The organism is Reichenbachiella versicolor (assembly GCF_003171675.1).
Taxonomy (GTDB): Bacteria; Bacteroidota; Bacteroidia; order Cytophagales; family Cyclobacteriaceae; genus Reichenbachiella; species Reichenbachiella versicolor.
This window is the reverse complement of the sequence record NZ_QFZQ01000006.1, coordinates 246,289-258,985: the sequence shown is the minus strand read 5'-3', so window position 1 is coordinate 258,985 and position 12,697 is coordinate 246,289. Positions and strand designations below refer to the sequence as shown.

The 12,697-nt window shown below is 38.0% G+C and carries 9 protein-coding genes; all 9 read left to right on the top strand.

The annotated features are described in order from the left end of the window. Positions 1-344: 344 nt before the first annotated feature. The 9 genes from DKG80_RS13745 (at position 345) to DKG80_RS13700 (ending at position 12,642) form a co-directional block, all read left to right on the top strand. On the top strand, positions 345-758 hold the full coding sequence (locus DKG80_RS13745; RefSeq protein ID WP_109831928.1) for a hypothetical protein: 414 nt from the start codon (positions 345-347) through the stop codon (positions 756-758). Between the two features lie 1,294 nt (positions 759-2,052). Continuing rightward, positions 2,053-2,544 carry a helix-turn-helix domain-containing protein gene (locus DKG80_RS13735; RefSeq protein WP_109831926.1) on the top strand — a complete coding sequence of 164 codons (492 nt, stop codon included), beginning with the start codon at positions 2,053-2,055 and terminating at the stop codon, positions 2,542-2,544. A gap of 655 nt (positions 2,545-3,199) precedes the next feature. Beyond that, positions 3,200-3,865, top strand: a complete 666-nt coding sequence (locus DKG80_RS13730; protein WP_109831925.1) for a hypothetical protein — start codon at positions 3,200-3,202, stop codon at positions 3,863-3,865. Positions 3,866-4,340: 475 nt separating this feature from the next. Beyond that, entirely contained in the window at positions 4,341-4,520 is a 180-nt protein-coding gene (locus DKG80_RS13725; RefSeq protein ID WP_109831924.1) for a hypothetical protein, read from the top strand. Further along, complete coding sequence (locus DKG80_RS13720) at positions 4,510-6,579, top strand: HsdM family class I SAM-dependent methyltransferase (RefSeq protein WP_109831923.1); 2,070 nt, start codon at positions 4,510-4,512, stop codon at positions 6,577-6,579. The genes DKG80_RS13725 and DKG80_RS13720 overlap by 11 nt, the downstream gene beginning before the upstream one ends. Then, positions 6,576-7,979 (top strand): restriction endonuclease subunit S, encoded by a 1,404-nt coding sequence (locus DKG80_RS13715; RefSeq protein WP_109831922.1) that lies wholly within the window; start codon positions 6,576-6,578, stop codon positions 7,977-7,979. The genes DKG80_RS13720 and DKG80_RS13715 overlap by 4 nt, the downstream gene beginning before the upstream one ends. A 21-nt stretch (positions 7,980-8,000) precedes the next feature. After that, positions 8,001-8,411, top strand: a complete 411-nt coding sequence (locus tag DKG80_RS13710; protein WP_109831921.1) for a GxxExxY protein — start codon at positions 8,001-8,003, stop codon at positions 8,409-8,411. Positions 8,412-8,421: 10 nt separating this feature from the next. Then, complete coding sequence (locus tag DKG80_RS13705; protein WP_109831920.1) at positions 8,422-11,697, top strand: DEAD/DEAH box helicase family protein; 3,276 nt, start codon at positions 8,422-8,424, stop codon at positions 11,695-11,697. Between the two features lie 3 nt (positions 11,698-11,700). Beyond that, a complete protein-coding gene (locus DKG80_RS13700; protein ID WP_245907012.1) occupies positions 11,701-12,642 on the top strand; it encodes a DUF5655 domain-containing protein in 942 nt (313 codons plus the stop codon). Positions 12,643-12,697 lie beyond the last annotated feature (55 nt).

Below are 12,697 nucleotides of genomic sequence, written 5' to 3'. Positions count from 1 at the left end.
AAGTGTGATGCTAATTAACCGATATATTCAGGAGGGTATTAAAGTACATCTTCTGAGTACTGCAAAAGCTCACCCTAAGAGTTAAGGAATTTGCATAAAGGGCTACGGCCCTACAATCAAAACATTTCTTGTTTGTCATTGAGATGGAGGAAGAACTGTAGCCATTCCGATATAGGATTCGTGGCTTCAGTTTGGTATGCTCCAAACCTGATCAGGATCAAAATGATACGCAACAAATCATTATTTATATGCGACTGCGGTCGTCTACATAAATAATCGCTTAAGTATGCCCGATCCACGAAGGAGCGGGAGAATTAATTTTTAACCCTTAAAATTTTATAATTATGATAATTTTAAATGAAATGGATAGTCAGCAACTAACCTATTTGAAGCAAAAAATGTCTGCGGAGGTTATTGAACTGGATCGTGATATCATCCGTACTCAGGATAGATTGACCACTAGACTGGCTAAGCAGGAAATCGATCAAGTAGAAATCGATGGCTTAAAGGATGATTTGCTCAATGCCGAACAGTTAATGTCTCACCTCACCACTACTAGTGCTCCTCAGCAGATGATTGACAAACAACAGTCTATGATAGATAAAACAAAGTCTAAGCTTGACTCTGAGACCAAAGGTAGAAATGTATTGACTGACGAAGAGGCTTATCTACAGCAGGTGAATATAGATGAGCTGAAGCTTCAGAAGCAGTATAGAGAAGAAAAAATCGTAGAGATAGGAACGCTTCTTGCTCCTTGATGGTTAAAGTACTTCTCGGGTCTAGGTAGTATTTATAGAGACTCGATGTTCCATTATGCCCCCATATTTCGCTGAAGTTGGGGGCGACTTTTTGTTTACAGTTTGTCATACCGTTATTAACGGTAATGATTTGTTGTGTCTTTTCGAGGTGTCATTTGAGGAAAGGTATTGCTTAATTTGGATAAATTATATGAACAGATACTACGACTTTTTAATTCCCCCTTCCAAAGGGGGTAGGGGGATTTGGGAAGTAATACAACTCAAACAAGGTTTATTACTTTCCTTCATGGATTGAGAAATTAATCCCCCCAGCCCCCTTTTCAAGGAGGAGTATTTTATGAATTGTTGTGTCGCGAACACGGCACGGCGATCTTTTCGAGAAAGGCCGTTGTCAATTATGATTAGTTTGATACTAGATCTGCGTGATCCCTGATAGTATTCTTCACTATCGTGAGAAAACCTTCTGGGATGACGGAGTAATGGATAGCAACAAATAGTCGTCTTAGCGAGCGGAGCGTGGTGATCTCTTCGAGTGAGATACTGCTATCTTTGAAAGATTACTTCGTCGTGCCTCCTCGTAAAGACGTTGTTTTTTAGTACAAGAATAGAAAACACCCCACAATGAAAACCGTCTTCACGAGCACAGCGCGGCTTCAATTGGGTAGATTATTTGAACAGATACTACAACTTCTAATTCCCCCTTCCAAAGGGGGTAAGGGGGATTTGGGAAGTAATACAACTCAAACAAGGCTTATTACTTTCCTTCATGGATTGAGAAATTAATCCCCCCAGCCCCCTTTTCAAGGGGGAGTATTTTATGAATTGTTGTGTCGCGAACACGGCACGGCGATCTTTTCGAGAAAGGCTGTTGTCAATTATGATTAGTTTGATACTAGATCTGCGTGATCCCTGATAGTATTCTTCACTATTGTGAGAAAACCTTCTGGGATGACGGAGTAATGAATAGCAACAAATAGTCGTCTTCGCGAGTGGAGCGTGGCGATCTCTTCGGGTGAGGTGCTGTTATCTTTGAAAGATTACTTCGTCGATCCTCCTGCTTATGACGAAGCTTTTTGATTGAAGTATCACTTCCTTTTATCATCTGGACTCAGGTAAAGATCTATATGTGATGTTTTGTTTGGCCTTTATTACTTACCAACTCCATTGACCCACTATCCCTGCTTTGAAAGTAGAATAGCAAATCCCGGTGATAACTATATCAGTCTTCATGGAAAATTATATTAGTTTTGATAATGCTAATAAGTAAAATATTTATCGTTGATAACTATATTCTGTGAAATCAAAAAATACTCATCACAACCTTTCGTCCGATATTCATAATCAAAACAACTATATCAGCAAGAACTTAAAGACTCTAAGGGAACAACACAAATTGTCTCAGGAGGTCTTCGGTGAGTACTTTGGCTTGACTCGTGAAAATATCAAGTCTTATGAATCAGGCACTGCGATGAAAATAGAAAAGTTTGATGAAATCATGTCTCAATACAATCTAGACCATAATAAATTCATTCGATTAGATATGGCCTTTCATGATGTGAGTAAAGGAGCAACGTCAACACAGCCCAATAACAAGGACGTAAGAGAGACTGACTTCATCACCGAAAGAGAAAGATTCGGATACCTAGACGATATCTCTGAGGATAAGTTAAAGAAGATGCTCAAAGCATTGATCCAATCAAAAGAGGACTTGAACAAGCAACTGTTTGATTGTCAAAATACCATTATAGAACTTCAGAAGAAACTACTGGAGAAAACACAGGGATAGGACCTCGATAGATCTTTCGCTCTGCTACTGATAACGCTTTTTGATTCTGAGTCTTCAACGTCATTACTAACGCAGTGAAGTAATCTGCCAAAATGAGGCAGTACCTCACCTAAAAAGATCGCCGCACTTTGCTTGTGATGACGCTGCATTCAGATGCAAAAACGCAGTTATGTTGAGCAGCACGAAATATCTAGCTAAGGCCTTAGAAGCCCCTTCGCTTGAGGATAGGAGTGATAATTACCATTTTACGCTTTGTATGTTTTGTTTCGAATGAGATGGGAGCTCATGATGAACAAGTTTTCATATTCCCCCTTTCAAAGGGGGTAAGGGGGATTTGGGAAGAAACACAAGTACAAGTAAGGTTCTTGATATAGTAGTTCTACTTTCTGGATTTATAAATTGAATCCTCTCCAGCCCCCTTGTCAAGGGGGAGTGTTTGTTCAGATGAGACACTTACGGTCTACGTTATATAAATCCTGTCATCCGAGAGGAGCGTAGAGGTCTTAAGAGACAAACTACTTCTTCTTGCCTACTCGAAATGAATAAATCTTGAGTTCTAAAAATGTCAAAAGGTAGATTTCATTTTTCTTCTATTAAGTTCTTTGCACTTAACGTTCATTTTAAGAACTTCGAATTTTTAAAAATTAATTGATCTATGTCTAGACCCATACGAAACAATATAACTGTAAACTCCGACTCAAGCGGCGATTTTGATATCTCTTTTGGATCAGTCCGCAAGAACCTCAACATACTAAGTGTAGTCATTATATTTCTTGCCTTTTCAAGAGTCGAGATCACCAAGTTCAACCTACTTGGATTGGGACTAGAGATAACAGAGATAAGCAGATTTTATATAGGTCTATATTGTATTTATATATTTTTTGTTTGGAGATATTTTACCAAACTCCAAAAAGAAGAAGTTCGAAAAGGGTTCACTAAGTACATTAAAGATAAAATACATGCCTATTTTAAAAGTAATTGGTCCAAGCATTTTAAAGAAACAATAGAAATAGACGGATTTGAGGAAAAATTATCCTTTAAAAATATAGGGTTAGGAATTGATCCGGTTTCTCTGCTAAAGATTAAAATTGATGGGTATTACTCTTCTAACGAAAAAGGTCATACAGAAACAATTGAAATAGGATTAATTAAAATACTTGGATTTAGAGTGTATGTTTGGCAGTTTTTAAAATATTCTTTTCTAAAAGATAAATTTGGAGATGTTTATTTTCCGATTGTATTGATAGCTATTTTTGTCTATCTATTTGCTTGCTACGGTGATTGGCAAGGAGGATTTTCTCAAATAATCAATAGCTTTTAGAAGATAGTTGGCTTCACAGGACTAAAGAAGGATTGAGAAGTAATATATGTGTCATAGCTAATAGGTAAAGAAATAGAGCAGTGTTCAATATATTAGATAAATATCTCCATTCATCCTTAAGACATCATTAACACACCCCGCCTTTTAGCTATAGTGAGATATTCTTTAGATTTCATAAGCCTTGTCTCTTATGCCTGTTTTTAGCAACTTGAGGCGGATTTTGAGAAGATTTAAATTGACTAATATATTTCAGTCTAAAATGATGCTAAATATTTTTCTTCATCACGTGATTTTATTATTGTCTTTTCAAAAATCAAGACTGAATTGGAATCAAAATTTAACACCAACGACAGAAAGTGACAAGGCAATAAAAAGATAATGAACTATCTCGACACAAGACTCAGAGAGCTAGGTAATTCACAAGGCTTATTACTTAGACAAGTAGTAACCCAGATTGATATAGAGACGGCTCTAATTGAGAAAGAAGAGCACAGCGAGAGCATATCATAAAGATTGTCACTGTACTAAAGCCAATGAAAAGGATCTCATAGTCCGATGGTTGGCTGATAGAATAAAAGATGTGATACAAGATGAGCCATTGGCTAATGGGGCTTTGGATATAATAAGTAAAGAGATTAAGAAAGATGAGTGTTAACATCCTCAAATACGAATCAGACGTTTGGCGAACAGCCGACTTACTCATAGGTGCAGGAATCAAGCAGAGTGATTTCCCTAAATACATGATGCCCTATTTCGCTTTGCTCATGGTAGAGAGCCGATTGATCAGGGAAGCCCAGAGACTGGAAGAAGAAATTGGAAAGGATAACATTGATGATTTTGTAGAAGAGTTTCAGCTTGCTGGACTTGGCTACAATGATTATATCATTCGCCAAGGCAAATCCCTAAAAGACATTTGTAAGAATGACAAAGCCTTTGATTCTGATTTTCACCTCTACTTGAAATCATTTGATCCAGAAACCAAATACTTATTGGGTGTGGATAAAGGAACAGAAGAAGAAAAGTTCCTGGACATTTCTGGCATTAGCGGACAGCTCAAAAAGAAACGAATCTTATTCGAGACAGTACAGGCGTGGAGTGAAGTTGATTTGACTCCATTCAACAACTCAGAAATTACTACGCTTGAAGAACACATCAAGCGTAGATGGGCAGATATATCAGCAGAAACAGCAGGAGAGCAATATACTCCAGATGATATTATCTCTTTGATTTCTGAATTGATTGCCTCCAAGATTGAGGACAATGGCAAGTTCCTTACCATTTATGATCCGACTTGTGGAGGTGGAAACCTCCTCTTTGGTGTAGAAGATAAGATACAGGAAATGTTCAATCGACCTACAGCTACCTATGGGCAAGAATGGAGTGATGCCCTGTTCGCATTGGCAAAGATTGAAAGCCGTTTCAGAAAAGACACTCAGATAGAATACGGCAATACACTCACAGAGATAGGTAAGTTCTTTGACAAGCAGTTTCACATTGCAGTAGCCAACCCACCGTATGGAGTGGACTGGAAAGGATATGCCAAAGACATCAAGAATGATACGACTGATCGTTTCGTTTCACTCCCCTCTATCTCTGACGGACAATTCCTATTTACCCAACACATTCTCTGGAAACTGAATAGTGAAGGAATGGCCGTAGTTGTTCACAATGGCTCTACGCTATTTAGTGGTGATGCAGGGAGCGGTGAAAGCAATATCCGCAAGCACTTCTTTGACAATGATTGGGTAGAAGGTATTATCCAAATGCCAACAGATGAGTTCTTCAACACAGGCATTTATACCTATCTATGGATTTTCAATAAGAACAAACCTGCTGACAGAAAGGACAAAGTAATACTCGTCAATGCAAGTGAGCTAAATGAACCTCTAAAGAAAAGTAAGGGTAAGAAGCGAAAGCAAATGAACCCTGACAACAGAGCAGAGATCATTAAGGCTTTCACGGAGTTTAAGGATAACGATTTCTCCAAGGTATTTGACAAGTGGCATTTCTACTACAATCGCCAGAGTATCATGCTGACCAATGTGGATGAAAATGGAAAGCACATTGAAATGCCTGTAAAAGAAAACAATGAAGGAGAGCAGGTAGAAGCCAAATCAATCAAGCTGTCTCCTACTCAGATTACAGTTGAGGACGAGGAAAACATTAAGATCACTGAGTTTACGATTACCGACTTTGACAAAACCACATACAAAAATCTACTGCAGCGTTTTGGTGAGGAAGTAAAACCAATGATTGCATCATTGGACTATAAGGAACAAACTTTGAAAGTGCAGACTGAAAAGTCCACCTATTGGTATGACACTGACAAGGATACACTCATAGAAGAAACGGAAGGCAAACAAACAGAATTGGGTTGTGGTAAAATAGTTATCAAATCCAGCTACAAGAAAGCTACCAAGACCAAAGAGGCCAGTATTGTCATAACGGCAGAACTCACCAAAGACCTGCAAAAAGACTATGAGATTATTCCTTACTCTCCTGACAAAACGGAGAATCTTCAATGGATCGCTGATTTCATGGCTAAATACATCTCCAAGCCTTTCGAGTACCTGGACAATGTGATCGGTGTGGAAGTAAACTTCAATAAAGTGTTCTACACACCCGAGAAGTTGAGAGAAGTTTCTGCAATCAATTCTGATCTGGAAGCATTGGAAGATGATTTAACCAACTTAGAAAAAGAATTGGCTCTATGATGAAATATGACTCATATAGAGATTCTGAAATACATTGGTTAGGTAATATCCCTACTCATTGGATTGATAGTCATTTAAAAAGAGTTTGTAGACTAATTAAAGATGGTACTCATGGATCGTTTCAAAGAGTAGATAGTGGCTATCCCTTATTAAGTGTCCGGAACATTGTTGATAACAAGTTTGTCAACTTGAAAGATGACAGTATGATTTCCAAAGAGGATTACCTGTCAATTGTTCGGTCTTTTAAAGTTAAGGAAGGAGACATACAATTAGCAATAGTTGGCGCAACAATGGGTAAGGTTGCATTAGTACCAAAACTCAAACCATTTGCAACCCAAAGAAGTATAGCAACTATAAGGGTAAATGAGAGAGTATTACTTAACAAATATTTGTTCTATTTTATACAAGGCAACAGATTCCAAAAAAACCTTTGGTCAAACACGAATTATTCTGCCCAGCCAGGTATATATCTGGGCACTATTGAAGCTATAAGTGTTCCCATTCCACCTCCGGCTGAACAGGAGACCATAGCCGATTACCTTGACACCAAGACTCAGGCCATTGATAAGAAAGTAGAACTTTTAGAAAAGAAGATCACCTACTATCAAGAACTGAGGAAAAGTCTGATTAATGAAACAGTAACAAAAGGGCTGAATAAGGATGTAAAACTCAAAGACAGTGGCATTGATTGGATTGGTCAAATACCAGAGCATTGGGAATTTAGGAGAATTAAGGATTACACTTATGTCAAAGCCAGAATTGGCTGGCAAGGACTTAGAAGTGATGAATTTGAGTTGAGCGGTGATTACTACTGTGTTACGGGAACTGATTTTCTTAATGGTAAAATTGATTGGAGTAATTGTTACCATGTAGAAAAGGAAAGATTTGATCAGGATAAAAAAATCATTATTAAAGAGGGAGACTTGCTAATAACAAAAGATGGCTCGATTGGCAAAACAGCAATTGTTCAAAACTTGCCTAAACCTGCGACTCTTAATAGTGGTGTTTTCGTCACTCGCCCTCGTCATGAGAAATATATTAACGAATACATGTATTGGCTTCTTAATTCAAGAGTCTTTTTTGATTTTGTTGACTTCAACAAGAATGGTACAACCATTCTACATCTCTATCAGAATGTTTTTGAGAAATTTTTCTATTGTTTACCTCCAAAAAATGAACAGAAGGACATTGCAAATTACTTGGAGAAAAAGACATCCGAAATTGATCAAATTGTTAAGAACATACAGACTCAAATCATCACACTCAAAGAGCTGAGAAAAACGCTTATCAATGATGTGGTGACAGGAAAAATAAAAGTGTCTGAATCAGGATCAGTAGGATTAAAAGATGGGCAGGATTCAATTCATCCTGAAAATCAAATACATCCGATTAAATCTTGATTCTGACAACATGAATAAGTAATGACAGAAAAAGAACTCAACGACATCACCTACAAGATCAATGGCTGCGCTATGAAAGTACACAATACATTAGGGAATGGATTTCAAGAGGTGATCTATCAGCGATGTTTAGCAATTGAATTGGAGAAAGCTGGTCTGGGATATGTGAGAGAGCAAGATCAAACGATCTACTATGAGGGTATTCAAGTAGGCACTCGAAGGGCAGATTTTATCATAGAAAATGAGGTGATGGTGGAAATAAAAGCATTGGTCAACCTTGAAAACGTACATCTGGCTCAAGCCAAGAACTATCTGGTGGCATATCAGTTGCCTGTAGGGTTGCTGATCAACTTTGGAGCAACGAGTCTTCAATTCAAGAAAGTCTATCATGCTAAAGGGCATCCTCTAAATCCTAAAATCAATAAATCCTGATTCTGACAATATGAATGAATTAGACCTACAAGATAAATACCTCGTCAACTTCCTTTGCGAAAGACCTGACGGCCTTCGCTACAAGGAAGCAAAGGCAAATACCGTTTCGCCTTTGTTCTTCATCACAGAAGACCTAAAGCATTTCATTTCGGAAACAGACCTGAATAAGAGCAATTACCGAAAGCTCCTAAAAAAGTTTCCAAGCGAAAAAGACCTGCTAAACGCCTTTTGCCAATTCCTGGATGAGAAGATAAAGTCATCCATGAACATGGCTATTTTCATCAATACTAATAAGTCCGTCACATTTGAAGGAATCAAGCTGCACCTCTTTTACCCAAGCGGTAGTGAGTTTGAAGAAGACAAGTTATTTGACCAAAATGTATTCTCAGTAGTCCAGGAGTTGCCCTACATCTTTCGCTATGAGGGCAAGCAGCATTTTTCATTTCGCCCTGATTTGTCCTTTTTCCTGAATGGTATCTTTTTAGGATATAGTGAGTTAAAGAGCAACTGGACAAACCAAACGGCTCAAAAGAACGGCAGAAAGAAAGTAAGTAAAGACTACTTAAATGCTGTACAGGAATACCTGACCATTGCTAATAAAAATGATTTCTCTCAAACCATCCGAAAGGACTTTCTGAAAGTATTTGAGAAAGCCATACATATTACCTCTACAGATATTTCAGAGACTTACGTCACCCGAAATATTTCCAATCACTTTGATGAAATCAAAAACACGGTAGCCAGTGGCAGCTATGATTTTGAAAACTATGAAAAGAAAGTCCTAAAGGACTTCAAGCCCTACCCACTTCGGAGCAGGGAAGCCACAAAAACCGAGCGATTTGAGGAGGTGTTCAAGGCACTCTACGACAAGAAGATGATAGAGAAAGAAATTCTCTACTACAACTTCATAGAGCGTGAATTCATCAAAAAGGAAGGCAGCAAAACCAAAGAATATAAGCACAATGATGGTAGGCTGATAGCACCACGACCCAAGCAAAAATTTGGAACAGACAAAGTACTATTTAAGATCAATGAGTTTCTGGAGCATGAAGATGAACCAGACTACTTTATCAGGAAGTTAGAGGCTGAGTTAAAAGAAAAGGGCATTGGTGAGAGCCAAACTAAAGAACTCATTGCCAAACGTCAGAAGTACCAAAACAATAAGACCGTCTATTCCCTCCTGCTACAATATGCAGCAGGGTTTGGTAAGAGTAATATTATCGGCTGGACAGCCTTGCAGCTCAAAGACCTTCGCAGAGAGGGACTCTATGTGTATGACAAGGTGATGCTAGTAGTTGACCGCTTGCAGCTTAGAGATCAATTAGATTCTAAACTGCATAACATGAATATTCAAAAAGGAATGTTCATAGAAGCAACTGACAAGAAGACTTTCATATCTGCTTTGAGCAGCGACAAACGCTTGGTAGTTGTCAACTTACAAAAGTTCTCTAGTGTCAGTAATATACTTGATTACGAATCAATCAAGCGACTAAGTGATTATCGTGTAGCTTTCTTAATTGATGAAATTCATAGAAGCAATAGCGGTGTTCAAAACGAAGAGATGGTAAGTACGTTTGAAGAGTTGCAAAACAACTTCGACAGCAATAAAGAGTACCAAAATCTTCAAATAAAGAAAAATTTAATTGTCGGGTTTACAGCAACTCCAGATGATAAGGTTTTAGCTCGTTTTGGAGAGTTCAACAAATACGCAGAATCAGAAAAAATCTGGATTCCATTTGACAGCTATACCATGCGCGAAGCCATACAAGATGGCTACATCCTAAATCCCATTCGAGGGATTGTTCCTGTTTCTGCAAAGATGTACTTTGAAATTCCAGACAATGAGCTGGAAGGCTTTGAAGGTGACCTTGGTTATGGTTTTGAAGAGATACCTGACAACACCGATACAGGTATAGATAAGTATGGAAAGAAGTATGCCATACGAAAGAAGAGAATATACCTCAACACTCAGAGGATTGAAGCCATTTCGAAATTCGTTGTTGAAAGACTCCTTTCATCCGTCTATCACAACATCAGAGGTTCAGCCAAAGGTATGTTGGCAGTATCTTCTATACCAGCTGCCAAAAAGTATGTAGGATTTATCAAGAAATACTATGCTGAGCTCACACAGCATAAAAAGTATGAGCGTTTCGCTGATGCTCCGATATACATTGTATTCTCGGACAGTCAGGAACATGGCAGTACAAATAGCCTTAATGGTGGACTAAGCGAGGAGAAGGTATTACAGAACTTTGCGAACAAAAAAAATGGACTGATCATAGTCGTAGATAAGCTACAGACAGGTTTTGATGAACCCAAGCTGCATACTTTATTCTTAGACAAGGAGATCAGAGGTATCAATGCCATTCAGACCATTTCAAGGGTAAACAGGACTACCAAGTATAAGAATGATTGTAAGATTGTTGACTTCTCCTACAAGAATGTCAATGTAAAAAATATCAAGTCTGCTTTTGAGCATTTCAGTAATGTGGTAGTGTCTGATTTTGACCCGTTAGGTGATGAAGATAAGTTAGCAGAGTTATATGCAGAGCTGAACGCTCACTCCATCTTCACACAGCATTTCCCTCAGTTCAAAGAGTACCAGACGGACAATCCTGATATTGCTTTGATTCGAGCAATTGAAGATGGATTAGACAACTACATCAGAAATTCAAAAGAGGAAGCGAAAAAGCTGAAAGAGAAGGTTTTGAAATACTTCAAAATCCTTAACCTGATAGAGTTTGTAATTGATTTAGACCCGAAATATAGTGAGAGCTTACGCTTGGAGTTTTGGCGTAAATACAACTTGCTTTACAATCAGATCAATAAGCAGGACGAGATTATTGATGATGTAGAGATATACTTTGACAACAGGATAGGAATAGTAGCCCCAGCAGAACCAAAAGACAAACCAAATAAACCCAAGAACCCAAGTCCAACAAGTTCAGACCAACCGAATAAGTACAAATACAACATTCTAAAGGTCATAGAAAAACGGAATCAGGAAGAAGAGGCTATTGCCGAATTGATTGCAGATTTCGAAAGTAAAATCAGTGGATTATTTGAGTTCATCAAAGCAGATGAAACGGGTCAGCGATTGATCGCTAAAATCAATGATGATGGTTCAGCCTTTTCACAAGAAGAGATTTACTCAGACTTTTCCAGACTTTACAGGAAATATACCATCAGGAACAAAGACTTAGGCGACTTCTTTCTACGAGAAACCAAGGACAACCTAAATCAATTATGTGATGACTTTGAACGATCACTTTATACTGAAAAATAGTAAATGTTAAACCTTTTTAAAGGGTCTATAAAAATAATGGGAATATACGCTAACAAGAACGGAACCATTGCCCAGATCAAAGAAAAGCCTTTCAAGCTAGAAAAGGAAATACAGCAACTCTTTGAATCCAATCTCAATACCATAATGGGATTGGAGTTGGTAAAGTCTGAGTTCTCCATCAAAAACAAACGGATTGATTCTTTGGCGTATGATGCTCAAAATAAGGCTTTCATCATCATTGAATACAAAAGGGATAAGAACATAAGCGTAGTGGATCAGGGCTTTACTTACCTGAGTTTAATGCTGGAGAACAAAGCGGACTTCATAGTAGAATACAATGAATCCCTAAAGAAGCAACTAAAAAGAGATGAAGTAGACTGGTCTCAGACCAGAGTAGTATTTGTATCTACCAGCTTCACGGAAAACCAAAAGTTGGCGACCAATTTCAAAGACATTGCCATTGAGCTATGGGAGGTTAAGCGATTTGAAAATGATACGGTTTCTATCACCCCAATAAAAAAGTCCAAATCAGCAGAAAGCATCAAGCCACTAACACAGCAAAACAAAGAACTAAAGGCAGTACAGGACGAAATAAAGGTCTATACAGAAGAAGACCACCTCATTAAGCCAACAGAAGAAATAAAAGAACTCTACGAGTTAGTACGAAATAGAATCCTGACGCTTGCGGATGATATAGAGGTAATACCTCAGAAAATGTATATCGCATTCAGAAAGGATAAAAAGAACTTCTGCTACCTGCACTTACAAAAGAAGAATATCAAGATTTGGCTCAATGCCAAATGGAGTGAAATCAACGAACCCAAAGGCATTGCCAATGATGTATCGAACAAAGGACACTACGGATATGGTGACTATGAAATTGATATAAAAGACGATAGCCAGTTAGAGTACATTTTAAGCTTAATAAAAGAGGCAGTCAATTAATAGTCATCCTCTAGCTTGTTGCTTACGATTCACAGAACATTTCCATTGGTTTCAT

Coding starts and splice junctions, on each gene's coding strand:
- DKG80_RS13745 (WP_109831928.1), top strand. CDS start 345: ATGATAATTTTAAATGAAATGGATAGTCAGCAACTAACCTATTTGAAG.
- DKG80_RS13730 (WP_109831925.1), top strand. CDS start 3,200: ATGTCTAGACCCATACGAAACAATATAACTGTAAACTCCGACTCAAGC.
- DKG80_RS13720 (WP_109831923.1), top strand. CDS start 4,510: ATGAGTGTTAACATCCTCAAATACGAATCAGACGTTTGGCGAACAGCC.
- DKG80_RS13715 (WP_109831922.1), top strand. CDS start 6,576: ATGATGAAATATGACTCATATAGAGATTCTGAAATACATTGGTTAGGT.
- DKG80_RS13710 (WP_109831921.1), top strand. CDS start 8,001: ATGACAGAAAAAGAACTCAACGACATCACCTACAAGATCAATGGCTGC.
- DKG80_RS13705 (WP_109831920.1), top strand. CDS start 8,422: ATGAATGAATTAGACCTACAAGATAAATACCTCGTCAACTTCCTTTGC.
- DKG80_RS13700 (WP_245907012.1), top strand. CDS start 11,701: ATGTTAAACCTTTTTAAAGGGTCTATAAAAATAATGGGAATATACGCT.